This window comes from Olsenella uli DSM 7084 (genome assembly GCF_000143845.1).
GTDB classification, from domain to species: domain Bacteria; phylum Actinomycetota; class Coriobacteriia; order Coriobacteriales; family Atopobiaceae; genus Olsenella; species Olsenella uli.
Genome location: NC_014363.1, coordinates 1,691,002 through 1,717,078 on the forward strand (window position 1 = coordinate 1,691,002; position 26,077 = coordinate 1,717,078).

The window sequence follows — 26,077 nt, forward strand, 5'->3', positions numbered from 1 at the left end:
TCTCCATGAGCCGCATTACGCCAAAAGACCAAGCGGTACGTCCCAGTGCATTTTCCAAGCTTTTCTATTTCATGCGACCCGACAGGCATCGAATGCTCTTCTCGCTTCTTCTGGCATGCATAGGCGAGGCGGCGGGCATGGTTCCTTATGTCGTCGTTGCCTTACTTGCCGCGGGATTGGTGGAAGGGACGATCACACTTGAGTCGGCTGCTCTCCTGTCAGCTGCTGCTGCGGCAGCCCAGATTGCAAAGTTCCTGTTCACTTGGCGCTCTTCCATGATCAGCCACGGAATCGCCTTCAAGGCCCTGCGCACCATGCGCGAGCAGATGGCGGAGAAGATGGCTCGCGTGCCCATGGGGACCATCGTCGACACGCCGACGGGCGCATTCAAGAACCGGTTCGTGGACAACGTGAACCAGCTTGAGGACGCCATCGCGCACTTCATGCCCGAGCTTCCAAGCACGGTATTCGCGCCGCTTTTGGCAATGGTCATCGTGTTCGCCATCAACTGGCGCATGGGGCTTGCCGGGATTGCCACGATCCCCTTATGCATGCTCTTCTATCTTGGCATGATGCGGGACTATAAGCCCAAAATGGCCCGCTATATCGCAAGCGAACAGCGGATGAACTCAACGCTGGTAGAGTATGTCAACGGTATCCAGGTGATCAAAGCATTCGGGCGCACTGCATCCTCATACGGCTCGTTTTCCGAGGCGGTAGCCGAGTATCACGACTCCACGCTTGCATGGTTTCGCCAAAGCTGGATATGGATGGCGGCGATACGGGCTATCGTCCCCTGCACGCTGCTCTTCTCGATACCGCTCGGCGTTTGGCTGCTTTCGGTCGGACGGATCGCGTTGCCCGCCTTCATGGTGTGCATCACCATCCCATTGGGATTCATCGGAGGAATACTTAAGTTCTCCCAGGCGGCAGGTCAAATCTCACGCATGGATACCTGCCTGAACGTAGTCTGGGACTTTCTGGGAGAGCCTGAGCTCTCACGGCCGAGTGAGCGCGTAATGCTTGATGGCAAGTCATTCACCTTTGAGAACGTCTCCTTTTCCTATCATGAGGGCACGGAAGTGTTGCACGATATCAACTTTAAGACGGAGCCCGGGCAGATCACAGCTATCGTAGGACCCAGCGGATCGGGCAAATCAACGGTAGCCAAGCTTATGGCCGGTTTCTGGGATGTAAGTTCCGGATGCATCTCATTCAGCGGTACCGACGTGCGGGACATTCCCTTCGAGCAGCTTATGGAGCACGTCTCGTATGTGGCACAGGACACGTTTCTGTTTGATAGGACCATCGCCGACAACATCCGCATGGGCATGCCGGATGCAACCGATGGAGAGGTCGAGGCTGCTGCACGTGCAGCCGGCGCTCATGAGTTCATCAGCCGGCTTCCTCAAGGGTATCGCACTCCTGCCGGTGAGGCAGGTGCAAGGCTTTCCGGCGGCGAGCGCCAACGCATCACCATTGCCCGCGCCATCTTAAAAGATGCCTCCGTCGTCATTCTTGATGAGGCGACCGCCTATGCCGATCCCGAGAACGAAGCTCTGGTAGAGCGGGCCTTGAGCAAGCTTGTAGCAGGAAAAACACTTGTCACCATCGCCCACCGTCTGTCAACGATCACAGGCGCCGACCAGATCCTCGTGATGGATGCCGGACGCATCGTTGCGCGCGGACGTCACGGTGAGCTGCTGAAAACCTGTCCTTTGTATGCTCGCATGTGGAAGGAGCATATGAGCTCTACCGTCAACGCAGAAGGGAGGCGCTCATGTTTGCAATAATGAAACGCATCCTTGACCTGGCCGGGAGCTTCTCGCCAACGTCACGACGCAGCCTCATGGCAGGCATGGTCTGCAACGTCATCAAAGCGTTCTTCATGTCAGGAATGCTCATGGCGGTATGGTGGGCCCTTGAGACGCGAAGCCACCTGAGCGCCGGAGTTGCCCTGCAATGTCTGGGGATCCTCGCCATCAGCGTAGCGGGTCAGTTTGCCTTCCAATATCTCGTGGACATACAGATGGACGCCGAGGGGTTCCACATCTTCCGTGACCTGCGGCTACGGGTGGGCGACCGCTTAAAGGGCGCTCCCATGGGCTATTTTTCCGAGCAGCGTCTCTCGGCGATAACCACCACGCTCACTACCACGGTGCACCAACTCGAAGAGTTCATGACCATCTGTCTCACGGGACTCTCGGGTGGCGTGGCCATGGCGGTGATCATGAGCTTGTTCTTCCTGCTTCAAGCGCCGCCGGTCGCCTTCATCACCTTTGTCGGCATTGCCGTAGGCCTCATTGTTTTGGATTGGCTGAGAAGACGCTCGACCGCCGTCACACGGGAGGTCACTGCCGCACAGGAGGAGATGACCGACAAGGTGATCGAATACGCCCGCGGCATGGCCGTGTTGCGGGCATTCGCGACACCTGACGGGACACTTGCCGCAGCAAAGGCGTCCTTTGAGCGGAAGCGTCAGGCAGACTACGACCAAGAGCAGGCGGCACAGGGCATCCTCAAGCTCTATGCGCTCGTGTTCAACCTTGCAAGCTGCGGAGTCCTTCTCGCCGCATGCGCACTGTATCTGACAGGCGCTCTGTCTCTCTCATGGGCGCTCACACTGCTGGTTGCCGCTTTTATGATCTACGGAGAGCTTATCAGCGCGAACAACAGTGCGTTTCTCACCAAGAAGATCGAAGGAGAGCTTAACCGCATTGACGAGGTATGTTCGGTGCCAAAGCAAGACCTTACGGATGAGACACTCTCGCCCGACGGATTTGCCCTGGCCATGGAGGATGTCTCATTCGGTTACGGCGACGGCCGTCGTGTCATAGACGGAGTAACGCTCTTTATTCCCGAAGGCTCAACCTGCGCGCTTGTCGGTCCCAGCGGCTCGGGTAAAACGACGCTGGTGAATCTGCTTGCGCGCTTTTGGGATGTCGAGAAGGGACGCGTCACCATCGGCGGCATCGATGTCCGCGAGGGAACGGCGGAAAGCCTGCTCGCAAACATATCGATGGTGTTCCAGAGCGTATACCTGTTCAATGATACCGTCGAGAACAACATCCGCTTTGGTCGCCCCGATGCGCCGCGCGAAGAGGTCATCGCCGCGGCCAAGCGTGCGCGGTGCCATGACTTCATCATGGGACTTCCCGATGGCTACGACACGGTGCTCGAGGAAGGCGGGGCAAACCTTTCCGGCGGAGAGCGCCAGAGAGTGTCCATTGCACGCGCCATTATGAAGGATGCGCCGATCGTCATCCTTGACGAGGCTACGAGCTCGGTCGATCCGGAAAACGAGCACCTGCTCATGAAGGCAGTAGCAGAGCTGACACGAGGAAAGACCCTTGTTACCATCGCGCATCGCCTGAACACGGTACGCGATGCTGACCAGATCCTTGTGATCGACAGCGGGTGCATCGTTCAGCGTGGTACACATGATGAACTGATAAAGAAAGAAGGTATTTACCGACGCTTCATCGAGATGCGCCGGGAGGCCGCCGGATGGCGTATCGGTGGGACAGATTCATAGGTCGACAGGAATCAGCCACCTCATATGTGGCGTGCAGGATGAACTCCGCCATCAGTCCGTCGGGCGAGGTCAGAAGCCAGTCGGCTGGAAGCTGCAATGCTTTCGCCTTTTCCCATGCGGAGCTCCAGCCGACGCGTCACCCGTCAACGCCAGCGATTTCGAATTCGTTTGACGTTTCTGTTCATGCAGTGTCTGCCAAAGTGCCTATATGCGAACTTCTTTATTGGTGATAATTCCTGGTGATGCTCGTTGAGCAGGTCATCCGGACAGTCGTAGACTCCGAAGTCCTGATTGATGCCCTCGCTTTGGATGTAGGTGTCGTTTCTGTCGAAGTCAATCACAGGATGCCGAAAATCCTCTACCGCGACACCGTAGCCGCAAAACGCACCAGAGCAATCCCCGTTTGTCGACTGCAGTCCCTCAAGGTAAGGCCTATCCAATATGATGGCCTCCAGTTCGTACCATACGCCCTCAAGGAACACCTCAACCCAGCTATGCAGGACTTCATTTGAAGCGCTGCGATAGACGAGTCCCGTCATTGCGCCTTTCTGCAAATTCTTATCGATAGTGAATCCGTGCACGCGACAGGGGACGCCACACGCGCGAAGGAGTGCCATGAAAAGGGTGCCTTTCGTGTTGCACTGCCCGTATCCGTCCGAAAGTACCCTAGATGCTGGAATGTCGTCATCGATGTTGTATCCGAAAAGAACCTCGTCTCTCACATAGTTATAGATCGCCCTGATCCGTTCGAATTCCCCCATTTGTTTCCAGCCTCTTCTTTGGAGAAGCCCCTGGATGGAGGGGTCAGAATAATCAAGCATTCGCGTCTCTGCCAGATAGTTCTCCATCATTTCGCCTCCACGCACACGAATGCTTGCCAGGGTTTCATCTCTGGTCTCAAATGTACCTCGAAGGCGTGGGGCAGGGGTCTCAGGAAAGTCCCGGGCGGGATTGTTTTTCCACTAGTTTTGCCTTTCCCTACCTGCTTGGGCCCTTCCCTGCGGCTCGCTTGAACATAACGCTGAGGCTATTCGGGCATGCTGAAGTTATTCAGGCGTTTAGATCCCAAATAGGAGCGCCCCGCAACTAGGAGAGCCCCGCGACCGGATGGACACGGTCGCGGGGCCGGGGATCCCACATGCGGGGGGCGTCGCAACCCCTACGGCTGCTGGCCTAGAACTCCAGGTTCTTGCCCGTCTGCCTGCTGAAGATGTGGACGGCGTTACCGCTGAACAGGTAGGTCACGTGCTCGCCGATGGAGTGGTCGGCAACCTTGACGTCGCCGCCGTCGGTGGAGCTGACCACGGCCACCACGTCCTGGCCCATCGAGCTGATGTGGAGGTGCGCGGTGGAGCCCATCATCTCGGACACCTCGACGGTGCCCTCGAGGACGGGGTTCTCCGTCGTGGTGAGCGCGACGTGCTCGGGACGCACGCCCAGCGTGATGGGTTGGGACTGGATGTTATGCTCGCGCAGGTTGACCTGCTTCTCGGTGCCCGGGACGATGGTGACGGGACCGATCTCGATGGCGTAGCTGTCGCCGTCGCGCTTGAGCTCGGCGTCGAAGAAGTTCATCTGCGGGACGCCGATGAAGCCTGCGACGAAGAGGTTTGCGGGGTGGTCGAAGACCTCCTGAGGGGTGCCGATCTGCTGCGCGATGCCGTCCTTCATGATCACGATGCGGTCGCCCAGGGTCATGGCCTCGGTCTGGTCGTGCGTGACGTAGAGGAACGTGGTGTCGATCTTCTTGCGCAGCTTGATGATCTCGGCGCGCATCTGGTTGCGGAGCTTGGCGTCCAGGTTGGAGAGCGGCTCGTCCATGAGCAGGACCTTGGGCTCGCGCACGATGGCGCGCCCGATGGCGACGCGCTGGCGCTGGCCGCCCGAGAGGGCCTTGGGCTTGCGGTCGAGGTACTCGGTGATGCCCAGGGTCTCGGCGGCCTCGCGGACCTTCTTGTCGATCTCGTCCTTGGGGAGCTTGCGCAGCTTCAGGGGGAACGCCATGTTGTCGTACACGCTCATGTGCGGGTACAGGGCGTAGCTCTGGAAGACCATCGCGATGTCGCGGTCCTTGGGGGCGATGTCGTTGACGACCTTGCCGTCGATGGAGATCTCGCCATCGGTGATGTCCTCGAGGCCGGCGATCATGCGCAGCGTCGTGGACTTGCCGCAACCGGAGGGGCCGACCAGGACGATGAACTCGCGGTCGGCGACCTCGAGGTTGAAGTCCTTGACGACGACAACGCCCTCGTCCGTGACCTCGATCGTGGACTTGGCCTCCTGCTTGCCCCTGTCCTTCTTGCCCTTGCGCTCGGTGTTGGGATAGACCTTCCTGACGTGCTTGAAACTCACCTCGGCCATGGTTAGCCCGCGCTCCTTCCATACATGCGAGTCATCGAGGCGATGCGCTCGGTGAGCTCTGGCGTAATCTGACCTGGCAGCATCCTCCACTGCCAGTTTCCCCCCAGGGTCCCGGGAGTGTTGGTACGTGCATCCGGGCCCAGGCCCAGGAAGTCCTGCATCTGCGTGACGAAGAGCGCCGCGACGCTCGACATGCCACCGCGGATGAAGCCCCAGTTGAAGCCCTCTTCCTCGTTCAGGCCCAAGTAGCGACGGGCCATGTCCACGTCTGTGGCGTCCGCCTCCTGACGCCATCCCATGATGGTCTGGTTGTCATGCGTGCCGACGTAGCACACGCAGTGGGGCTCGAAGCTGTGAGGCAGGAACGCGCTGGTGTCGCGGGAGTCGAAGGCGAACTCGAGCAGCTTCATGCCCGGGAATCCCGAGTCCGACAGGAGCTGCTCGACCTCAGGGGTGTGATAGCCCAGGTCCTCGGCGATGAAGTGCAGGCCCTCGAAGCTGTCGGACAGGGTGCCCACGAGCGCCATGCCCGGCCCCTTGACCCAATGGCCCTTCCGAGCGGTCTTCTCGCCGAAGGGCACCGCCCAATAGGACTCGAAGCCACGAAAGTGGTCGATGCGGATGACGTCGTAGAGCCGCGCCGCGCCGCCGATCCTGCGGATCCACCAGCCGAAGCCGTCCCTCTCCATCGCGTCGTAGTCGTACAGCGGGTTGCCCCAGAGCTGCCCGTCCGCGCTGAAGCTGTCGGGGGGCACGCCCGCGACCTCGATGGGGACGTTCTTCTCGTCCAGCTGGAACCACTGAGGCTCGGCCCACACGTCGGCAGAGTCCAGTGCGACGTAGATGGGCAGGTCGCCGATGATGCCGACGCCCTTCTCGCGCGCGTAGGCGCGCAGCGCGTCCCACTGCCTGAAGAACAGGTACTGGACGTAGAGGTTGAAGTCCACCTCGCGGGCAAGCCGGGAGCGATAGGCCGCCAGGGACTGTGGCCTGCGCAGGCGGATGCCCTCGTCGGGCCAATCGATCCAGGAGGTCATGCCGAAGTGCGCCTTGATGGCCATGAACAGGGCGTAGTCCTCGACCCAGAAGGCGTTCTCCCGGACGAAGGCCGCGACCTTCTCCCGGTCGCGCCCCCAGCCACGTCCGAACGCCCTGCGCAGGAGGTCGAAGCGGCTCCGGTAGATGAGCGCGTAGTCGACGGACGCGGGGTCCTCGCCCCAGTCGGGGGCGCTGACCTCGTCCTGCAGGAGCAACCCGTCCTCGACCAGGAGGTCGAGGTCCACGAAGTAGGGGTTGCCCGCAAAGGCCGAGGGGCTCTGGTAGGGCGAGTCGCCCAGACTCGTGGGGCCGACCGGCAGCATCTGCCACCAGGACTGGCCCGCAGCGGCGAGGAAGTCGACGAACTCCCTCGCCGCCTTGCCAAGGCTCCCGATCCCATAGGGAGAAGGAAGAGATGAGATCGGGAGGATGATTCCACTCGAACGGTCCATGTCCTACCCCTTTACGGCGCCTGCCGCGACACCCTTGATGATGTGCTTCTGGCAGAGCAGATAGAAGACGATGACTGGGACGATGCTGAGCAGGATGAGGGCCATGGTCGCGCCTAGGTCCACGGTGCCGTAGCTGCCCTTGAGATACTGGATGTGGATGGGGATGGTGCGGTACGCGTTGATGTCGAGCACGAGGTAGGGCAGGAGGTAGTCGTTCCAGACCCACATGATCTCGAGGATGCCGACCGAGATGAGCGTCGGCTTGAGCATGGGCAGGACCACCAGGAAGAAGGTGCGGATGGGACCGCAGCCGTCGATGGAGGCCGCCTCCTCGATCTCGAGGGGGATGGACTTGACGAAGCCGACGAACATGAAGATGGCGAGACCCGCGCCAAAGCCCAGGTACACGACCGGGATGGTCCACGGCGTGTTGAGCGCCAACGAGTCGGCCGTCTTGGAGAGGGTGAACATGACCATCTGGAACGGGACGACCATCGAGAAGATGCAGAGGTAGTACACGACCTTGCAGAACTTGGAGTTCACGCGGGCGATGTACCACGCCGCCATGGAGCAGAACAGCAGGATCAAAAACGTGGACACCACGGTGATGAACACGCTGTAGAGCACCGACATGACGAACGGGTAGTTGCCGAAGGTCATGCCGTTGATGAAGTTGGACCAACCGGCGAAGCTCTCCGACGTGGGCAGCGAGAACGTCTCGGTCTTGACATAGGTGTTCAGCTTGAACGAGTTGATCACCACGGCCACGACCGGCAGCACGTAGATGACGCAGATGACGGCGAGGACGACGGACAGTGTGGTCTTACGGCGCCTCTCGGAGGCGAGGGTCTCCTGCTTCCCGGCCATTACTGCTGCACCTCCCTCTTACGGGTGTAGGCGAGCTGGGCAAGTCCGAGGCCGGCGACCAGGACGAAGAAGATGACCGCCTTCGCCTGGGCGACGCCACGGGTGGCCGCGCCCGTCGTGTAGAACGTGTTGTAGATGTTGAGCGCCATCATCTCGGTCGTGTTGATGGTGGATCCGTCGGGCTGGATGATGTACGGCAGGCCACCGGTGAGCGCGAGGTTCTGGTCGAACAGCTTGAAGCCGTTGGTGAGCGAGAGGAACACGCAGATCGTGATCGAGGGCATCACGTTGGGGATGACGACCTTCGTGAGCGTCTGCCACTTGCTCGCGCCGTCGATCTTCGCCGCCTCGATCATGTCCTCGGGCACCGCCTGCAGGCCGGCGATGTAGATGATCATCATGTAGCCGATCTGCTGCCAGCACATCAGGATGATGAGGCCCCAGTACCCGTAGGTCGTGTCCAGCAGGATCGAGGTGCCGTACGCCTGGAGGATGCCGTCGAAGATCATCGACCAGATGTAACCCAGGACGATGCCGCCGATGAGGTTGGGCATGAAGAAGACGGTACGGAAGATGTTCGAGCCCTTGATGCCCTGGGTGAGCACGTATGCCACGGCGAAGGCGATCAGGTTAATCAGGGCGAGGCTCACGATGGCGGTGCTTGCGGTGTACCAGAACGAGTGCGCGAAGCTCGCGTCGGCGAATGCCGCCGCGTAGTTGTCCAGGCCGACCCACGTGGCCTTGGAGACAAGCTTGAAGTTGCAGAACGAGAGGTAGATGCCCTGGAGGAACGGCCATACGAAGCCGATGCAGAACGCCGCGAAGACGGGACAGATGAAGATGATGGCCCACTTCTTGATGGAGCTCTGCCGGATGCTTCCCCCCTTGACTTTCTTCTTGCTCATGGGAGACCCCTAACAAGGCTACAAAGGGGCCGAGCGGGCGCGGGAACCCACCCAGCCCCGACTGACGTGCGGTACGCGTGCCGATGCCTTAGACGTTGGCCTTCTGGTAGTTGGAAGCCCAGCCGTCGACGAAGGCGGTCTTGACCGGCTCCCAGTTGGCGTCGCTCATGTCAGCCGTGTAGGCGTTGAGCGCGGAGACGAGCGCAGCACGGTATTCATTGACGTTCGGCTGGTAGTTGGTCGCCCAGTCCATCGTGTAGCAGCCGTCCTTCTGGTAGGACACTGCGTCGTTGAGGTAGGGGTTGTCACCCTCGGGGGCGTCGTTGAAGGGCAGGACGCCGAGCTCGGCGACCATGGACTTGGCGGCCTCGGGGTCGCTGACCAGCCAGAGGGCGAAGTCGAGCGTGGCCTGCTTGTCCTCGTCGGAGGCGTTGTCGTTGACGGCCCAGCAGTTCTCGGTGCCGCAGTTCAGGCCGGCCTTCTCCTCGCCCTGGACGCCGCAGTAGTACGGGATGCAGGATGTGTTCTCGACGGCGCCCCCGAGGTCGGCGTAGCCGAAGGAACCAGAGAACATGAAGGCGGCCTTGCCGCTGGCGAACTCGGTCGCAGGGTCGTGCCCGCCCGTGGCGAGCGTGTTGGGCTCGACGGTGCTGTTGTTGACCGCAAGGTCGAAGAGGTTCTTGTAGTTGGGCAGGTAGGTGCCCTTGATGGTGGCAGGCGCCTTGGTCCAGGCATCGCCGGCGTCCTTCTCCTCGTAGTAGTACTCGAGGTTGGCGAGGTGGCCGGTGACGCGCCAGGAGGAGGAGTCGTCGAGGTCGGTGGCGACGAAGGCGTCGAAGCCGAGGGTCGCGGCGTTCTTGTGGATATCCTCGACGACGGCCTTCAGGGACTCGAAGTCCTTGATGTCGTCCGTGCTGTGGCCGGCCTTCTTGACGAGGTCGTCGTTGACGCAGATGCCATAGCACTCGTAGCAGTAGCCGGCGGCGACGACCTTGTCGCCATCCTTCAGGTTGTACTCGTCGGTGTTCTGGGCCTTGACGAGGTCGGTGTCCTTGAGGTCCATGGCGTAGTCGCCCCACTCCTTGACGCCATCCTGGTTGCCGATGACGAAGAGGGTCGGCGCGTCGGACTTGTCCATCTCGGAGGTGAGGGTCTGCTTGTAGGTGCCGGACGCGGCGGTGACGACCTTGACGGTGACGTTGGGGAACTTCTCCATGTACTTCTTGCCGAGTGCCTGGGCGGTCTCGTCCAGCTCGGGCTTGAAGTTCAGCCAGTAGACGTTGCCCTTGCGGTCCTCGGGCGCCCTGTCCTTCGACTCGGAGCTGCCGGAACCGGCGTTGCCGCAGGCGGCAAGACCGGCAACGACGGCGGCAGAGGCGCCGCCCACGAACGACCTACGAGTGATTGCCTTCATGTGAGACACTCCTTCTCTCTCCTCCCCACGCCCTTGGCGCATGGGGAAACTACCTTGCACGTGCGACCGACCCACCCTCGCGCAGCGTGGTCTCGAGCCTGACGTGCTTGCTGGGAAGCCGCTTGTCCAGCACGTCGACCAGGATCTTGACCGCCTGCTTGCCCAGGGTCTCCTGGGGCTGACAGAGCGTTGTGAGGGTAGGGATGGTGTAAAGGGTCGTCTCGATGCCATCGATCGCAATGACCGAGATGTCATCGGGAGTCCTGAGGCCCGCATCCGAGGCCGCCTTCATGGCCGCGACGCCCATCAGGTCGGAGATGGCGAAGATCGCGGTGACGTCGGGGCGGCGTGCGAGCAGCTTGGCCGTCGCCTCGTACGTGGCGGCCATCGAGAAGTCCCCGACCTCGACCACGAGGTCGTCATCCAGCTGGATGCCGGCATCGAGCAGCGCCGCGCAGTAGCCCTTGTAGCGGAGCTCGCCGATGGAGTTGCTCGAGGATGAGTCCAGGAGCATGGCGACATGGGTGTGGCCGGCCCCGATCAGGGTCGAGGTGGCCTTGAAGGCCTCTGCGGTGTCGTCGATGGAGACGGACGAGTAGTCCGCGCTGTCAAGGTCGCCAAACTGGTTGTCGAACGAGCAGCACACGAACGGGACGTTGATGCCGGCGACCTCCGCCCGCGTATAGTCGAAGTGACCGCCCAGCAGGACGACGCCGCGCAGGCGCTTGGCGCGCACGAACTCGGCGGCGGTCGAGACCTCGTCCTCGTTCGAGGTGATCATCTGGGGAACCAGGGAGTAGCCCTCCTCGGCCGCCTCGCGGCTGATGGCATCGATGATGGGGGCAAAGAACGCGTTGCCGCGACCACGCACGACCACGCCCAGCGTGGCCGAGGGGGCGCTGACTAGGTCGCGGGCCGTCTTGTTGGGCACGTAGTGCAGCCGCTCGATGGCCTCGTTGACCATCGAGCGCACGGAATCGCTCACGTCGGGATGGTCGTTCAGGACGCGAGAGACGGTGCTCACGGAAACGCCGCAGTACTCCGCCACGTCCTTGATGGTCATGGGCCCGCCTCCCTTCCGTATGCTCGGAAACGTTTCTGGTATCGTTACTGATAACGTTTCCAGAACGTATGGAACCTTTATAGCATTTTAGGTTCTCTGTGGCCCGTGGATTGTTTCATATGGGTGTGAGCGTACGATTTTTCGGTATGAGCGGTAGGCTTTGACTCACGAGCGGTCAATATGGCCGTCTCGGCGAGATACCGACCCATCCGTAAAGCCAACGGCGCGCGCCACACGCGCAATGACACGCGCACGAAGGAGAGGCCCATGGCAACCGACACCGACCCGCGCCTGCAGAACCAGGTAATCTACTCGGTCTACCTGCGCAACCACACACCCGAGGGCAGCTTCAGGGCCCTCATCGGCGACCTGCCGCGCATCAGGGGCCTGGGTGTCGACTGGATCTGGCTCATGCCCATCCATCCCATCGGCGAGAGGGACCGCAAGGGCACGCTGGGGAGCCCCTACGCCAACAGCGACTACCGCGAGGTGAACCCCGAGTACGGCAGCTACGAGGACCTGGCTCTTCTCGTCCGGGCCATCCACGAGCAGGGCATGCGCTGCATGATCGACGTGGTCTACAACCACACCTCTCCCGACTCGACCCTCTTTGCCCAACATCCGGAGTTCTTCTACCGCAGGCCCGACGGCAGGCCGGGCAACCGCGTGGGGGACTGGACGGACATCATCGACCTGGACTACGGCAACGCCGAGCTCTGGGACTACCAGGTCGAGGGCCTCGTGCAGTGGGCGCGGCTGGTGGACGGCTTCCGCTGCGACGTCGCGTCGTTCGTCCCCGTCGACTTCTGGAGGCGCGCGCGTGCCGAGGTGGCCGAGGTCAACCCCGACTGCGTGTGGCTGGCCGAGACGGTCCACCGCTCCTTCGGCAGGAAGATGCGCGCACGCGGGGTCTACTGCGTCCGTGACACCGAAGCGTTTTCCGCCTTCGACATCGAGTACGCCTACGACGTGCAGGAGGCCTTCGACGGCTACCTGGCAGGCACCATCTCGCTCGCCCATTACCTGGACCTCCTCGACTTCCAGGAGTGCACCTACCCCGCCGGTTACAACAAGCTGCGCTTCCTTGAGAACCACGACCTGCCGCGCATCGCCGCGCAGGAGGCGCATGGCTGGGACCTCGAGAACCTGACTGCCTTCATGTACTTCCTCAAGGGGACGGCCCTGCTCTACGCCGGCCAGGAGGTCGCGGCAACGCATGTGCCGAGCCTCTTCGACAAGGACGTCATCGACTGGGGCGCGGGGCGCGACCTCTCCGGCCTGCTGGCCCGCTTGGGTCGCATCAAGCACGACGTCCTGGGTGCGGATGACGTCTTCTCGGGTCGGGCCGCAGGCGACGTCGCACTGCTCGCGCGCACGAACGCCGACGGACGCAAGCTAGGCGTGTTCAGCCTGCGCGGCAAGCGCGACGAGGTCGAGGTCGACCTCGCGGACGGCGACTACCGGAACCTCCTGGACGAGAGGGATGTGACCGTGAGCGACGGCAGGCTCTCCTGTGACGGCTCCCCCATCGTCCTTCGAGCATAGGGTCCTGACGAGGACCGACGAGGCCAGTCCGTCAGTTCCGTCGAGCCCTCAGGGCCCATGGGGTCCGCAGGGTTCGTCGAGTCCTCAGCATTCGTTGGAAATCAAACAGAACGTGCGTGACATACCTGCTTGACTGTCTGTCGAAGGGGAGGCGCCGCCACATGTGGCGACATCCGACGACAGGAGAGGGACATGGTCGAGGCTACGCTCACGCCCGAGAGGGTCCAACAGATGTTCTGCTTCCAGTGCGAGCAGACCGCACGCGGCACGGGTTGCACCGGCAAACAGGGGGTATGCGGCAAATCCGCCGAGGTCGCCGGTCTCGAGGACCAACTCACTGGCGCGATGATCGCGCTGTCCCAGGGGATCGTGGCGGGTGCCGCCGCGACTGCCGCGAGCGACCGGGCCGTCATGCGCGGCCTCTTCACCTGCATCACCAACGTCGACTTTGACCCCGCCTCCGTGCAGGCGGCCATCGACCACGTCCACGCGGTGAAGACCGCCATCGCACCTTTTGACACGACGCCCGACTTCGACATGGACGCGCTCTGGAACGAGGGGGACGAGGACGTGCGCTCCCTGAAGTCGCTCGTGCTCTTTGGCATCCGCGGCACTGCCGCCTACGCATACCACGCCGCCGCACTCGGGCGCAGCAGCCGCAAGGTCTTCGACTTCTTCTACAAGGCGCTGGCCGCCATCGGTTCCGACACGGCGGCCGACGACCTTCTCGTCCTGGTGGACGAGGCGGGCGCTGTCAACCTCGACTGCATGGCCATGCTGGACGAGGCCAACACCGGCACCTACGGCACCCCCGTTCCCACCATCGTGCCGCTCACCGTGGAGGACGGCCCCTTCATCGTTGTCACCGGACACGACCTCAAGGATCTCGAGGAGCTGCTGGACCAGACTGACGGCACCGGCGTCAACGTCTACACCCACGGCGAGATGCTGCCCGCCCACGCCTACCCCGAGCTCAAGCGTCACCCACAGCTGAAGGGCAACTTCGGCACCGCCTGGCAGAACCAGCAGCGCGAGTTTGACAACCTCCCCGCACCCATCCTCTGGACCACCAACTGCCTCATGCCACCCCGCAAGTCCTACGCCGACCGCGTGTGGACGACCGGCGTGGTCGACTTCCCGGGTTGTGCCCATATTGATGACACCAAGGGAGGTGCCAAGGACTTCTCCGGCGTCATCGACCAGGCCAAGAGGCTCGGCGGCTATGCCGAGGCCCAAGAGTTCACCGGCATCAACGGCGGCCATGAGGTCACCTGCGGCTTTGGCCACGGCAGCGTGCTTGGTGTCGCGGACAAGGTCATCGACGCCGTCAAGTCCGGCGAGATCAGGCACATCTTCCTGGTCGGAGGTTGCGACGGCGCCAAGCCCGGCCGCAACTACTACACCGACTTCGTGAAGGCGACGCCCGCCAACTCCCTCGTCCTCACGCTCGCCTGTGGCAAGTTCCGCTTCAACGACCTTGACCTGGGCACCGTTGTCGGCCTCCCCCGCATCCTGGACATGGGGCAGTGCAACGACGCCTACTCTGCCATCCAGGTTGCCGTGGCACTCGCCAAGGCCTTCGACTGCAGCGTCAACGAGCTGCCGCTCTCCATCGTGCTCTCCTGGTACGAGCAGAAGGCCGTCTGCGTCCTGCTCACCTTGCTCCACCTGGGCATCAAGAGCATCAAACTGGGGCCGTCGCTGCCTGCGTTCGTCTCGCCCGGCGTCTTGGACGTCCTGGTCAAGAGCTACGACATCGCTCCCGCCGGTACCGTCGAGGACGACCTGGCCGGCTGCCTGGCGTAACAGCAGGCACACACGGCAGGCACGCGCGGCAGGCGCATGCAGCAGGCACGCGCGGCAGGCATACACGGCAGGCATACACGGCAGGCATACACGGCAGGCATACACGGCAGGCACGCGCACTTGCGACTACGGCAACGAGACTGCAGCAAGGGACAGCGCGGCGCGCAGGGTATAGGTGAGGAGCATGCGAGAGGGGGTATGCAGGTGGACGGGAGAGCAACTTTTGTGAGTGAAGTCAGAGGTAAAATCACAATAACTCACCACACGTCCGTTTTCGGACGCCCTCTGGATGGTAGAGGAGCTACTGTGAGTCATCTGGCACGACTACTCACAGAAGTTCCTCTCCCATCCGCCTTTTTCACACCTTGCGGACACGTGGAGAGGTACTGTGAGTCTCGTCCTGCAAGCCACTCACAATACTTCGTCAGCCGTCCCTAAGACTCTCAAAAATGGATGCGTGGCGAGTTATTGTGAAGCCCCCCGGCATGCGACTCACAATAGCTCGCCACACGTCCGTAGCGTCCGGAGAGCTGCTGAAATCATCGCCACTGCCACTGCCGCCGCTGCCGCTGCCACTGCCGCTGCCGCCGCCACTGCCGCCGCCGCTGACATTGCCTAATGCCCCCTGATGGAGTCCAGGAAGTCGCGAGCACGCTCGGTCTGGGGATGATCGAAGAACTCCTCGGGCGCACCCTCCTCCATGATGCGGCCATCGGCCATGAACACCACGCGGTCGGCCACGCGGCGGGCGAAGCCCATCTCGTGCGTGACGACGATCATGGTCATCCCCTCGCGCGCGAGCTCGACCATGACCTCGAGGACCTCGTTGATCATCTCGGGATCGAGCGCCGAGGTGGGCTCGTCGAAGAGCATCGCCTTGGGGTGCATCGCCAACGAGCGAGCGATGGCCACGCGCTGCTGCTGGCCACCCGAAAGCTGGGCGGGAACCTTCTGCGCCTGCTCGGCGACGCCCACGCGCCGCAGGAGCTCCATCGCCTCGGCCTTCGCCTGGTCCTTGGGCGTACCCAGGACCTCGATGGGACCCATGGTCACGTTATCCAGGATCGTGCGGTGCGCAAAGAGGTTGAAGGACTGGAAGACCATGCCCACCTCGGCGCGCATGGCGGCGAGCTCCTTGCCCTCCTGGGGCAGGGGCTGGCCCTCGATCTCGATGCATCCCGAGTCGATGGTCTCCAGACGGTTGATGGTGCGTATCATGGTGGACTTGCCCGAGCCGGACGGCCCGATGACCACCAGGACCTCACCCCTGCGGACAGTCAGGTTGACGTCCTTGAGGACGTGCAGGTCACCGTAGTGCTTGTTGACGTTTTCAAGACGGACGACGGGCGTTTGACGGACGACGGGCGCTTCGCTGTTCTGCTGCTCAGAGGCCATGGTTCTCCGATCGATGGGACTAGACGGGATTCTCGCTCGAACGCGTGATGATCTTGGTGTCGGTGCGGCGCGCGACCGCGATGGCCGCCTGGTTGATCGCATAGTTGAGCAGGATGTAAATGATCGCCACGACGAAATAGGTCGAGACGAGCGCGCTGTAGTTGCTGATGAGCACACGTGCGTTCTGGAGCATGTCCGGGTAGCTGACGACGTAGGCAACCGTGGTGTCCTTGACCACGACGACCAACTGCGAGATCAGCGAGGGGATGACGTAGCGGACGGCCTGGGGGAAGACGATCTTGAACATGACCTTCATCCTGCGCATGCCCAGCGAGTACGCGGCTTCGGACTGCCCCTGGGGCACGGCATTGACGCCCGCGCGGAAGACCTCCGCCAGCACGCCCGAGGCCGCCAGCCCCACGGGCAGCGTGATCATCCAGAACGAGGGCATCCTCACACCGTACTGCGGAACGACCATGAAGAAGAAGTAGATCAGCAGCAGGCTCGGAACGCCACGGAAGAAGTTGATGACCACACGGCAGAGGCCACCCAGGATGCGACTGCCACTCACGCGTCCCAGCATCAGCACGAAGCCCAAGGCTATGGCGATGAGGCCCGCCGTGAGGGAGACCTCCATCGTCCCCAGGAAGCCCTGGAACAGGAAGGCCCAGGTCGTGGGCCTCGCAAAGAAGGCCCAGAACTTGGGCGCGAGCTGTCCGGTGACGTAGAAGCGCCGGACGACGAGCGCCAGGAGCACCGCAAGGGCAACGGCCGCGGCGACGGTGGCCACAAGGATGCGACGTCGTGCCTTGGGACCGGGCTCCTCGTAGAGCACGTCCCTGATGGAGGCCTGCGCGCTCATCGGACTATCCTCACTTTCCTGTCCACCGCATTGCCGACGACGCCAATGGCGAAGGCCGAGGTCGCATACAGCAGCGCGGAGAGGGCAAAGGGCACGATGCCGCCGACCTCGCGGGTGTTGATGTAGCTCACAAGCCCCGTGAGCTCGGCAGGATTGAGTGGGACCTGCGAGCCCAGGGCCGTCGTCAGGAGCACCGCCACGAAGAGGTTGGTCATGGGCAGCACCGCAGAGCGCAGGGCCTGGGGAATGACGACCAGCCTGAGCATCGTGGGAAAGCTCATCCCCAGGGAGCGGGCGGCCTCGATCTGCCCGACGCCGATGGTGTTGATGCCGCTCATGAAGTTCTCCGACCCAAACGATGACGCCACGAGGACCACGGTGATGATCACGCAGAGGCGGTAGTCCAGGACGACCTTGAGGTTGGGGAGCGCGTAGACCAGGATGACCAGCAGCGAGATGCCCGGGATGTTGCGGAAGATCTGCACGTAGAGGTCTCCCGCCATGCGCAGGGGCCTGACGGGCGAGACGCGCATGACGGTAACCGCCAGGGCAAGCAGCATGCAACAGGCGAACGAGACGAGCGTCATGGACCAGGTGTTGAGAAAAGCCTGGACGTACAGGTCTCCGTAGCTCGTCAGTAACTCCGAGAAGCTCATGGCCCCTCCTTGCTTCACGCGGGGAGGCCCTCGGTGCTCTTGCGCACGGAGGGCCTCCGACTTGGTGACTCCTGGCCGACGCTAGGCCCCGATCGCGGGAGGCTTGGGGACGCTGGCGACGGCGGTGCGGTCACCGATGCAGACCTTCCACAGCTTCCCCCAGGTGCCGTCATCCTCGATGGCCTTGAGCCACGCGTTGACGAAGGCAACGCCGTCGGAGTCAAGCGGCAACCCGATGCCATAGGCGTCGGTGGGGCCAAAGGCCTCGCCGGCGAGGCGGTACTTGCCGGGGTTCTTGGCGATGGAGCTCAGCTGCATGGTGACGTCGATGACGTAGGCGTCCACGCGGCCCTGCTCGAGGGCGGTGCGCGCCTCCTCGTCCGTGGTGAACTCCTGGGTCACGGCCTTGGGCGCAAGCTCGGCGACGATCTGGGGGCCGGTGGAGCCGGACTGGACGGCGACGTTCTTGTCGGCCAGGTCATCGACGGAGTTGATGTCACTGTTGGAGGCAGCCACGAGGATGCCCTGCTGGGAGGTGTAGTACGGACCGGCGAAGGAGATGGCCTTCTTGCGGTCGTCCGTGATGGAGTAGGTCGCGAAGACCGCGTCCACCTGGTCGTTCTGCAGGACGGACTCACGCGTGGACGAAGTGACCTGCGTGAAGTCGTACTTGGACTCGTCGCCGAGGATGTAGCGGACGAGCAGCTGCGCAAGGCCGGCATCGAAGCCGCGGAGCTTGCCGTCCGTCTCATCCAGCTGGGCAAAGAGCGTGGAGGTCTGGACGCCTCCCAAACGGAAGCTGCCGGCATCCTTGATCCTCTTGGCCCACGAGCTGGCCGAGACGGACGCATCGTCGGCAACGGCACCGGCAGCCAGCAGCGCGTCGAACGCGCTCGCATCGATGGCGCCCGTCTGCGACGACGCGTCGGTGGGCATGGAGTCGGTCGACGCAGCGTCATTGGTGCTGCAGCCTGCGATGCCCAGGCCGGCAGCGGTCGCGAAGCCCAGGCCGATGACCTGGCGGCGGTCAAGCATGATGTCACTGAGTGCCATGGTGCACCTCTCCCCTTGGCAGCCCTGCGATGGGCTGCCCTCGAATCTCCTGCTGGACGGTGTCCCACATCGTAGCCCCACGGCAGACCCAAAAAGCCGTTCATTTGAGACTAGCCCGCTATCGTGAGGGCCGATGACGGAGAAGGACACGCTGCTCGTCCGATTATGCCCATTCATGCAAGGGCTATACCTGCGGCAACCTACGTGCAACAAACGTGGGGGGCGCACACCCCGCATGGCCCCGCCACCCCGCGCGCCCGCACGCCCGAGGAGACCAATGCCGCGGTGAGGACTGCGCCGGCCACGTTGCGCCACCCCGCCCGCCCGGGAAGCGATAGCCCCCTGCCGGGGAACCCAGTGCCCAGACCCCTACGCCACGAGCCGCAGGCCGAAGTAGGCGATGGTCGCAATGCCCAGGGCTATGCGGTACCAGCCGAAGGGCTTGAAGTCATGCCGCCTGATATAGCCCATCAGAAAGCGGATGACCAGCAGGGAGACGAGGAAGGCCACGGCGCATCCCACCAAGAGTACCGCCGCCTCCTCCATCGTGAAGACGTTGCCCTTGAGGAAGTACTTCGCCAGGCGCAGGGCGCTGGCACCGAACATCACGGGAATGGCCAGGTAGAAGGTAAACTCCGCCGCAACGGTACGCGAGCAGCCCAGAAGCAGGCCGCCTATGATCGTGGACCCCGAGCGCGAGGTGCCGGGGACCATGGAGAGCACCTGGAAGCAGCCGATGCCGATGGCGGTCGGCCAGTCGATGTCCTCGGTGTCCTGGATGCGAGCGTCCCGGTCGGCGGGGGATGCCTTGGCATGGGACCCGTCCCCCTCCGGGGAGGGCGCCGCGAGGTGCTTGCCGCGAACGGATGGGGACCCCTCCCCCATGGACGAGGCGAGCTCGGCCTTGTGCTCGCGGCGGGTCTCGATGAGGATGAAGAGGACGCCATAGGCGATGAGGGCCGCAGCGACCACGAACGGGCTTCCCAGATGCTCCTCCATCCAGTTGTCGAGGGGGATGCCTATGGCGGCGGCGGGCAGGCAGGCGACGACGATCTTGGCCCAGAGCGCCCAGGTGGAGCGACGCGCGGCTGGCTCCTTGCGTCGCGAGAGGGGATTGAGCTCGCCAAAGAACATGACGCAGACCGCGAGGATGGCCCCCAGCTGGATGACGACGAGGAACATGTCCCAGAAGTCCGTGGAGGAACCGAGCCGCACGAACTCGTTGAGGAGCAGCATGTGGCCCGTCGATGAGACGGGAAGCCATTCGGTAATACCCTCGACCAGACCAAAGAGCGCCGACTTGAGCAGCTCGATGCTATCCAAAGACTCCCCCTCATCCCCATCGGGGCAAGACCGATGCCCCGTTTGCGGCGTATCAAGCACAGCCATCATGACAGCGCGCGGACGGCGCCGGGCGACCGACACAAGAGAACCACGACCACTCGCCCGACCGCGCGCAGCTGTGGGACTTCCGTGGAGACGTCGTGGGTAGACTGCAGCTAACGTCCAATGGGCCGCACGTTCTGGGAGGTGTCCGACATGGTGGATTATCGGGACATGGGATACGACAAGATCTTCGTCTCCCTTGACGGCACGGAGCAGCAGGGGGAGGTTCTCGAAAGGGCCATCATCCTGGCAGCAAACAACAACGCGGAGCTCTACGTCGGCCACGTGATCGACTCGACTGCCCTGGAGACCGCCGGGACCTACCCCATGGACCTCCTCGAGAGCCTCGAGAGGGACTTCCGCGGCTCGATCGCCGGGCAGGTGGCCAAGGCCGAGGCGGAGGGCCAGATCAAGAAGGTCGAGGTCACGGTGAAGGCCGGACGCATCCGCGAGACCCTGAAGGAGGAGATGATCGACGTCATCGAGCCCGACCTCATCATCTGCGGGGCACGCGGCCTCTCGTCGATCAAGTACGCCCTTCTCGGCTCGATCTCCACGTTCCTGATCCGCAACGCCAAGTGCGACACGCTGGTCGTGAAGTAGGCTTCGGGGCGTAACCCATCGATGGGGCTGGACCTGCAGGCGACCTCGGCCGCGACCCCGTCCCACGCACCCGTAGCCCCATGGGCCCGCAGGCACCCTACGCCGTCAGGAACACCATCACGACGATCATGACGAAGCCCAGGAGGTCCGCGGGCGAGAAGGACGTTCCCAGCCAGACCACGGAGCTCACCGTGGCCATGACGGGTTCGGTGGTCGCGAGCATGGAGCCGCGCACGGAGCCCACTTCCTTGACGCCCTGCAGGTAGAGGGCATATGCGCCAAAGGTTCCCAGTACGACGGACGCCATGACCAGGGCGACGCCGAAGGCGTCGAGGGCGGGCATGTGCTCCCAGGGATGGCAGAGCGCCGACAGGGCGACGCCCGCGAAGAGGAAGGCCAGGCCGTTGACTGCGAAGTTGCCCCAGCGGCCGATCATGCGCACGGGCTGGATCGCCAGTATCGTGGCGGCGGCGGCACAGGCCAGGCCCCAGAAGAGCCCCATGGGTGGCAGCCGAAGCTCGCCGGGGTTGCCGCCCGTCGCCACCAGGTAGGTCCCCACCACCGCCAGCACCAGCCCGACGAGCTCGCGCCTGCGTGGGCGGCGGCGGTTCACGACGCAGACGTAGGCCATGACCAGCACGACCTCGAGGCTCTGCAGGACCGTCGCGGTCGCGGAGTTGGTCCAGTCGATGGCCTCGAGGTAGGCGACCTGCGAGAGCAGGATGGAGCCAAGGGCGATGCCCAGGACCCCCCAAAGCGCATGGTGGTCGTGCAGCAGGCCGTGAAGCCGCCCGGGAGAGGTCACGCGCGCGGCGATCAGAAACAGCCAGCAGGCGGTGAGCTCGCGTGCGCTGGCGAGCCACAGGGGATCGACGCCATAGGCGTCCATAAGCACCTTGGACACGGTGCCGTTGATGCCCCAGAGCGTACCTCCCAGCAGCGTGAAAACGATGCCCCTCAACAGCGTCTTGCCATGGGACGTGACCGGACGGGACCCTCCTGACGGCCGGGGGTCGCCCGCCAGGTCCTCGCCTGCCGCGCAGGCCTCGCCCGCCATGCGGGCCCCATCCGCCACATTCGCTGCGGCCCGCTCGTCCCTCGCGGCACAATTGCTCACGGCATCCCCCGCACGCTCTGGTGATTGTCTGGCGCATTGCACCTTAGCACCGTCCGTCGCGACAGGGCCACCGAAAGGACAGGTAGAGTGGGGGCTGTCGGAAAGCACACATCACCTCTTGGGGCGCCACGCCTCGAGACGGCCAGGCTTGGAGCGCGCATGTCAGACAACACCAGCGCAAGGACACCCTTCACCACCTGCGACCCAGCCCTCGCGGCGGGCACAAGCCACGCAGGCTTCACCGTCACGTCCGCGATGGCGCTCCCCGAGCTGTCGGCGACGGCCTACGTGATGCGCCACGACGCCTCGGGCGCCCGCGCGCTATGGATCGCCTGCGACGATGACAACAAGTCCTTCTCCATCGCGTTCAAGACCCCTCCCTCGGACTCCACGGGCGTGTTCCACATCCTGGAGCACTCGGTCCTGTGCGGCAGCGATCGCTTCCCCGTGAAGGAGCCCTTCGTCAGCCTGCTCAAGACCTCCATGCAGACCTTCCTGAACGCGATGACCTTCCCCGACAAGACCATGTACCCCGTGGCCTCGACCAACACGCAGGACCTCGAGAACCTCATGGACGTCTACCTGGACGCGGTGCTGCACCCGGCCATCTACCGGCGCCCGCGCATCTTCGAGCAGGAGGGCTGGCATCTCGAGCTGGCCGAGAGGGACGGCCCCCTCAGCTACAACGGGGTGGTCTTCAACGAGATGAAGGGTGCGCTGTCGGACCCCGACGACGTGATGTTCCAGGCGCTCAGCGCTGCGCTCTTCCCCGACACCGCCTACCGCCACGAGTCGGGCGGCAACCCGCGTGCAATCCCCACCCTCAGCTACGAGCGCTTCCTTGACGCCCATGCCCGCCACTACACCCTGGCGAACAGCTACACCATCCTCTACGGCAACCTCGACATCGACCGTGAGCTCGCCTTCATCGCACGGCGCTTCGATGGGGCGACCGAGGGCGGCTGCGGCGCGCCCAACCCCCTCGACGTCCAGGCTCCCGTGCGAGCGCCTCTCGCACGCGTGGAGATGGCCACCGCGCCCGAGAACGCCTCCGTCGGCCTTGCCTACGTGGTCGGCCTGGCCACGGACCGGGAACGCGTCCTGGCCACGGACGTCCTGCTGGATGCCCTCTGCGGCTCCAACGAGTCACCCCTCAAGCGCGCCGTCCTCGACGCGGGCCTGGGCGACGACCTCATCGCCTCCCTGATCGACGGTGAGCTCCAACCCCAGGCCATGTTCCAGCTCAAGGGAGCCAGGCCCGGCGTGGCGGCACGGTTCCAGCGGCTTGTGGAGGACGTCTGCGGCAGGCTCGTGGCAGACGGGATCGACCGCACGCGCCTCTCGGCATCGCTCGCCCAGGCCGAGTTCAACCTGCGCGAGGGCGACTGGGGCTCCTGCGGCGATGGCGTCGCCCTCTCCATGCAGGTCCTCTCGAGCTGGCTCTACGACGACGGCCATCCCGTGGACTACCTGCGCTACCAGGATGCCATCGACCACATGCGCGCGGGCCTGGAGTCCGACTACTTCGAGGGGCTGCTGCGCGGGCTGATATGCGAGTCCATGCACTGCGCGGCCATCGAGCTGGTGCCCACCACCTCGGGCGCGGCAGACGAGGAGGCCTGCGAACTGAGGGATCTCAAGGAGGGGCTCACGGACGCGGAGCTTGACGCGATCATCGCCGAGGTGGGGTGCCTGCGTGCGGAGCAGGAGGCTCCCGACGAGGCCTCCGACCTGGCCAAGCTGCCACGCCTGGGTGTCGACGACATCGCAGATGCGCCCGAGGAGAGGCCGCTTGCGCAGGTGGAGGCCCCCCTCCCCTGCCTCTACCATGACCTGCCGACTCACCGGATCGGCTACGCCTACCACTACTTCGACCTGCGTCGCCTGACCTTCGAGGAGCTGCCCTACGCCGCCGTCCTGGCCGAGCTCCTCGGCAAGCTCGATACCCGCGCGCATTCCGCCGCCGAGCTCGACACGCTGGTCGAGGAGAACCTCGGCAGCCTGGACTTCTTCTGTGAGACCTACGGCCGGGACGACGATGCGACCTTCGCCCACCCCGTGCTGGTCGTAGGTGCCAGCGCCCTGTCCGAGCGCATGGCACAGCTGGCCACGATACCCTCCGAGGTATGGTCCTCGACGTCCTTCGCGGACGACGACCGCATTCTCGCCGCGCTGACCCAGCGTCGCGTCGCGCTGGAGCAAGGCTTCGCCAACCTGGGACACTCCTGTGCCTCATCGCGCCTCGCCGCGCACCTCTCGAGTTCGGCCGCAGTGGCGGACCAGATGGGAGGCGTGGGCTTCTACCAGTTCCTGAAGGGGCTTCTCGCCCACTGGGACGAGCGCAGGGACGCCCTGGCCTCCAAGCTCGCCGAGCTCCAGCGTCGCGTCTTCACGGCGGACGAGGTCACCGTGAGCTTCACCGGCAGCCATGAGGACCTCGCGCGCTTCTGGGAGGTGGGCGGGACCCTGGGGCTCGCCGCCGTCGACGGGACTTCCGGGGAGGCCTGTGCCCACCGGCTCGAGGCGCCGCTTCCCTCACCCGCAAACGAGGCGTTCGTCATCCCCTCCAACGTCAGCTTCGTCGTGGCGGGCTCGCCGCGCTCCGCGCTCGACACGGGCAGCATCGGCGACTGGCAGGTCGCGGCACGTGCCCTCTCCTTCGACTACCTGTGGAACGAGGTCCGCGTGAAGGGTGGGGCCTACGGCGTTGGCTTCCGCCGCACTACCCCAGGAAACCTGCAGTTCTGGTCGTATCGCGACCCCAGCGTCGACGCGACCCTCGGGCGCTACCGCACCGCAGCCGCCTGGCTTGCGGGCTGGGCGGGGACGCAGGAGGAGCTGGATGGCTACATCGTCTCGGTCATCGCAGCCCACGACGCGCCAGCCAAGCCACGCGCCATCGCCCGCCGACAGGACAGCGAGCACTTTGGCGCACGGCCTGCCGACTGGCGCGCACAGATCCGTGCGCAGGAGCTTGCCGTGACCGCAGACGGAATCCGTACGCTCGCGAGGCCCTTGGCCGACCGACAGGAGGAGCGCCTGGTCTGCGTCTTCGGCCCACGCGAGGCCATCGAGGCGTCCTCCGTGCGCTTCGACAGCATCGTGGACCTGATGGGCAATGCCTAAATCAGGCCCAGGCGCACGCAGGCGTTGTAGATGCCGTCGTGGTCCACATCGTCAGTCACGTGATCGGCATGGCGCTTGACCAGGTCATAGGCATTGCCCATCGCCACCGAGGTGCCACAGACGCCAAACATGCCCAGGTCGTTCTCTCCGTCGCCAAAGCAGATGGTCTCCTCGGGGCGCAGGCCAAAGAGGTCGAACATGCGCAGGACACCCAGAGACTTGCCGCCATGCTTGGGCATCACGTCCACGAACTTGTCGGTCCAGCGCGTCACCTTGAGGTCGTCGGTGGCGTCCAGGATCTGTTGCTCCTCGCCCGGATAGACATAGGCGTTGATCTGGTAGACGTCGCCGTCCAGGGCCCACTGGAGGTCGCCCTCGGGGTAGCTCTGGTTGGCGAAGTGCTCCATGTCGCGGACGCGGGAGCTGTGGTCGCTGGCGTAGCAGCGCTCCGCCTCCTGGAACAGGGCGGGATAGAGTCCCTGGCGCACCTGTCCCACGACGGTCGCCACGTCATGCCCGTTGAGCGGGTTCTTGTAGAGGACCCTCTCCCGCGTGTAGCAGTACTGGCCGTTGATCGTGACGAAGGCGACGAAGCCGCCCAGGTCAAGCGGCTGCAGCGTGTACTTGGGACGACCGGTCGAGAGAAACGGCATGATGCCGTTCGCGCGCAACCTCCTGAGCGCCTCCTTGGTGGATTCTGGCTCGCAGTTCTGCTCCAAGCTCACGAGGGTGCCGTCGACGTCAAAGAACGCGGCGCGGATATCCTCGAGCTTCTTCCATGCGGTCATCCTCGGTCTCCTTAGCTGGCGCGTGACGCGAAGGCTCAGGCAAGCCACCGACGGGCCGCCTCCCGGCACCTCATTCTGCACCACGGCCAACCCGCGCGAGCCTCG

General features: G+C 63.8%; 20 protein-coding genes. 6 read left to right on the top strand and 14 right to left on the bottom strand.

The genetic code is table 11. The features are described 5' to 3' along the window. Positions 1 to 5: 5 nt before the first annotated feature. A complete protein-coding gene (locus OLSU_RS07385; protein WP_013252330.1) occupies positions 6 to 1,793 on the top strand; it encodes an ABC transporter ATP-binding protein in 1,788 nt (595 codons plus the stop codon). Further along, a complete protein-coding gene (locus tag OLSU_RS07390; RefSeq protein WP_013252331.1) occupies positions 1,781 to 3,535 on the top strand; it encodes an ABC transporter ATP-binding protein in 1,755 nt (584 codons plus the stop codon). Before OLSU_RS07385 ends, OLSU_RS07390 begins: the two co-directional genes overlap by 13 nt. Positions 3,536 to 3,678: 143 nt before the next feature. On the opposite strand, the gene OLSU_RS07395 is transcribed toward OLSU_RS07390, so the two are convergent. The 7 genes from OLSU_RS07395 to OLSU_RS07425 form a co-directional block, all read right to left on the bottom strand. After that, positions 3,679 to 4,386 carry a transglutaminase-like domain-containing protein gene (locus tag OLSU_RS07395; protein WP_013252332.1) on the bottom strand — a complete coding sequence of 236 codons (708 nt, stop codon included), beginning with the start codon at positions 4,384 to 4,386 and terminating at the stop codon, positions 3,679 to 3,681. A 322-nt stretch (positions 4,387 to 4,708) separates the two neighbouring features. Continuing rightward, positions 4,709 to 5,896, bottom strand: coding sequence for an ABC transporter ATP-binding protein (locus OLSU_RS07400; RefSeq protein ID WP_013252333.1), 1,188 nt, complete (start codon positions 5,894 to 5,896; stop codon positions 4,709 to 4,711). A 2-nt stretch (positions 5,897 to 5,898) separates the two neighbouring features. Continuing rightward, positions 5,899 to 7,386, bottom strand: a complete 1,488-nt coding sequence (gene malQ, locus OLSU_RS07405) for a 4-alpha-glucanotransferase (RefSeq protein WP_013252334.1) — start codon at positions 7,384 to 7,386, stop codon at positions 5,899 to 5,901. A gap of 3 nt (positions 7,387 to 7,389) precedes the next feature. After that, a complete protein-coding gene (locus OLSU_RS07410) occupies positions 7,390 to 8,253 on the bottom strand; it encodes a carbohydrate ABC transporter permease (RefSeq protein ID WP_013252335.1) in 864 nt (287 codons plus the stop codon). Then, positions 8,253 to 9,158, bottom strand: coding sequence for a carbohydrate ABC transporter permease (locus OLSU_RS07415; RefSeq protein WP_013252336.1), 906 nt, complete (start codon positions 9,156 to 9,158; stop codon positions 8,253 to 8,255). The genes OLSU_RS07410 and OLSU_RS07415 overlap by 1 nt, the downstream gene beginning before the upstream one ends. Positions 9,159 to 9,246: 88 nt before the next feature. Then, the gene (locus OLSU_RS07420; protein WP_013252337.1) at positions 9,247 to 10,572 is read right to left on the bottom strand and encodes an ABC transporter substrate-binding protein; all 1,326 of its coding nucleotides are present in this window, start codon (positions 10,570 to 10,572) and stop codon (positions 9,247 to 9,249) included. Between the two features lie 49 nt (positions 10,573 to 10,621). Further along, entirely contained in the window at positions 10,622 to 11,635 is a 1,014-nt protein-coding gene (locus tag OLSU_RS07425) for a LacI family DNA-binding transcriptional regulator (protein WP_013252338.1), read from the bottom strand. Positions 11,636 to 11,902: 267 nt separating this feature from the next. On the opposite strand from OLSU_RS07425, the gene OLSU_RS07430 reads away from it, so the two are divergent. Both OLSU_RS07430 and hcp read left to right on the top strand, forming a co-directional pair. Further along, complete coding sequence (locus OLSU_RS07430; protein ID WP_013252339.1) at positions 11,903 to 13,180, top strand: alpha-amylase family glycosyl hydrolase; 1,278 nt, start codon at positions 11,903 to 11,905, stop codon at positions 13,178 to 13,180. Between the two features lie 192 nt (positions 13,181 to 13,372). Then, entirely contained in the window at positions 13,373 to 14,986 is a 1,614-nt protein-coding gene (hcp, locus tag OLSU_RS07435) for a hydroxylamine reductase (protein ID WP_013252340.1), read from the top strand. Positions 14,987 to 15,601: 615 nt separating this feature from the next. On the opposite strand, the gene OLSU_RS07440 is transcribed toward hcp, so the two are convergent. The 5 genes from OLSU_RS07440 to OLSU_RS07460 all read right to left on the bottom strand — a co-directional run bounded on the left by OLSU_RS07440 (position 15,602) and on the right by OLSU_RS07460 (position 20,275). Next, positions 15,602 to 16,381: an amino acid ABC transporter ATP-binding protein gene (locus OLSU_RS07440; protein ID WP_013252341.1), complete on the bottom strand. Its 780-nt coding sequence runs from the start codon at positions 16,379 to 16,381 to the stop codon at positions 15,602 to 15,604. Positions 16,382 to 16,400: 19 nt separating this feature from the next. Further along, positions 16,401 to 17,243, bottom strand: a complete 843-nt coding sequence (locus OLSU_RS07445) for an amino acid ABC transporter permease (RefSeq protein WP_013252342.1) — start codon at positions 17,241 to 17,243, stop codon at positions 16,401 to 16,403. Next, entirely contained in the window at positions 17,240 to 17,899 is a 660-nt protein-coding gene (locus tag OLSU_RS07450; protein ID WP_013252343.1) for an amino acid ABC transporter permease, read from the bottom strand. The genes OLSU_RS07445 and OLSU_RS07450 overlap by 4 nt, the downstream gene beginning before the upstream one ends. 81 nt (positions 17,900 to 17,980) lie before the next feature. Beyond that, positions 17,981 to 18,952: a glutamate ABC transporter substrate-binding protein gene (locus OLSU_RS07455; protein WP_013252344.1), complete on the bottom strand. Its 972-nt coding sequence runs from the start codon at positions 18,950 to 18,952 to the stop codon at positions 17,981 to 17,983. A gap of 369 nt (positions 18,953 to 19,321) precedes the next feature. Next, positions 19,322 to 20,275: an undecaprenyl-diphosphate phosphatase gene (locus tag OLSU_RS07460; protein ID WP_013252345.1), complete on the bottom strand. Its 954-nt coding sequence runs from the start codon at positions 20,273 to 20,275 to the stop codon at positions 19,322 to 19,324. Between the two features lie 216 nt (positions 20,276 to 20,491). Between OLSU_RS07460 and OLSU_RS07465 the strand changes: the two genes are divergently transcribed. Continuing rightward, a complete protein-coding gene (locus OLSU_RS07465; RefSeq protein WP_013252346.1) occupies positions 20,492 to 20,941 on the top strand; it encodes a universal stress protein in 450 nt (149 codons plus the stop codon). A 97-nt stretch (positions 20,942 to 21,038) separates the two neighbouring features. Here the strand turns inward: OLSU_RS07465 and OLSU_RS07470 are convergent, their stop codons facing one another. Beyond that, positions 21,039 to 22,058, bottom strand: a complete 1,020-nt coding sequence (locus tag OLSU_RS07470) for a DMT family transporter (RefSeq protein ID WP_013252347.1) — start codon at positions 22,056 to 22,058, stop codon at positions 21,039 to 21,041. Between the two features lie 159 nt (positions 22,059 to 22,217). On the opposite strand from OLSU_RS07470, the gene OLSU_RS07475 reads away from it, so the two are divergent. After that, positions 22,218 to 25,184: an insulinase family protein gene (locus OLSU_RS07475; RefSeq protein WP_013252348.1), complete on the top strand. Its 2,967-nt coding sequence runs from the start codon at positions 22,218 to 22,220 to the stop codon at positions 25,182 to 25,184. Here the strand turns inward: OLSU_RS07475 and OLSU_RS07480 are convergent. Then, complete coding sequence (locus tag OLSU_RS07480) at positions 25,181 to 25,972, bottom strand: Cof-type HAD-IIB family hydrolase (protein WP_013252349.1); 792 nt, start codon at positions 25,970 to 25,972, stop codon at positions 25,181 to 25,183. The two genes, OLSU_RS07475 and OLSU_RS07480, sit on opposite strands and share 4 nt — an antisense overlap. Positions 25,973 to 26,077 lie beyond the last annotated feature (105 nt).

Coding starts and splice junctions, on each gene's coding strand:
- OLSU_RS07440 (WP_013252341.1), bottom strand. CDS start 16,381: ATGGCCTCTGAGCAGCAGAACAGCGAAGCGCCCGTCGTCCGTCAAACG.
- OLSU_RS07465 (WP_013252346.1), top strand. CDS start 20,492: ATGGTGGATTATCGGGACATGGGATACGACAAGATCTTCGTCTCCCTT.
- OLSU_RS07420 (WP_013252337.1), bottom strand. CDS start 10,572: ATGAAGGCAATCACTCGTAGGTCGTTCGTGGGCGGCGCCTCTGCCGCC.
- OLSU_RS07400 (WP_013252333.1), bottom strand. CDS start 5,896: ATGGCCGAGGTGAGTTTCAAGCACGTCAGGAAGGTCTATCCCAACACC.
- OLSU_RS07445 (WP_013252342.1), bottom strand. CDS start 17,243: ATGAGCGCGCAGGCCTCCATCAGGGACGTGCTCTACGAGGAGCCCGGT.
- OLSU_RS07385 (WP_013252330.1), top strand. CDS start 6: ATGAGCCGCATTACGCCAAAAGACCAAGCGGTACGTCCCAGTGCATTT.
- OLSU_RS07410 (WP_013252335.1), bottom strand. CDS start 8,253: ATGGCCGGGAAGCAGGAGACCCTCGCCTCCGAGAGGCGCCGTAAGACC.
- malQ (WP_013252334.1), bottom strand. CDS start 7,386: ATGGACCGTTCGAGTGGAATCATCCTCCCGATCTCATCTCTTCCTTCT.
- OLSU_RS07415 (WP_013252336.1), bottom strand. CDS start 9,158: ATGAGCAAGAAGAAAGTCAAGGGGGGAAGCATCCGGCAGAGCTCCATC.
- hcp (WP_013252340.1), top strand. CDS start 13,373: ATGGTCGAGGCTACGCTCACGCCCGAGAGGGTCCAACAGATGTTCTGC.
- OLSU_RS07430 (WP_013252339.1), top strand. CDS start 11,903: ATGGCAACCGACACCGACCCGCGCCTGCAGAACCAGGTAATCTACTCG.
- OLSU_RS07455 (WP_013252344.1), bottom strand. CDS start 18,952: ATGGCACTCAGTGACATCATGCTTGACCGCCGCCAGGTCATCGGCCTG.
- OLSU_RS07390 (WP_013252331.1), top strand. CDS start 1,781: ATGTTTGCAATAATGAAACGCATCCTTGACCTGGCCGGGAGCTTCTCG.
- OLSU_RS07475 (WP_013252348.1), top strand. CDS start 22,218: ATGTCAGACAACACCAGCGCAAGGACACCCTTCACCACCTGCGACCCA.
- OLSU_RS07450 (WP_013252343.1), bottom strand. CDS start 17,899: ATGAGCTTCTCGGAGTTACTGACGAGCTACGGAGACCTGTACGTCCAG.
- OLSU_RS07395 (WP_013252332.1), bottom strand. CDS start 4,386: ATGATGGAGAACTATCTGGCAGAGACGCGAATGCTTGATTATTCTGAC.
- OLSU_RS07480 (WP_013252349.1), bottom strand. CDS start 25,972: ATGACCGCATGGAAGAAGCTCGAGGATATCCGCGCCGCGTTCTTTGAC.
- OLSU_RS07425 (WP_013252338.1), bottom strand. CDS start 11,635: ATGACCATCAAGGACGTGGCGGAGTACTGCGGCGTTTCCGTGAGCACC.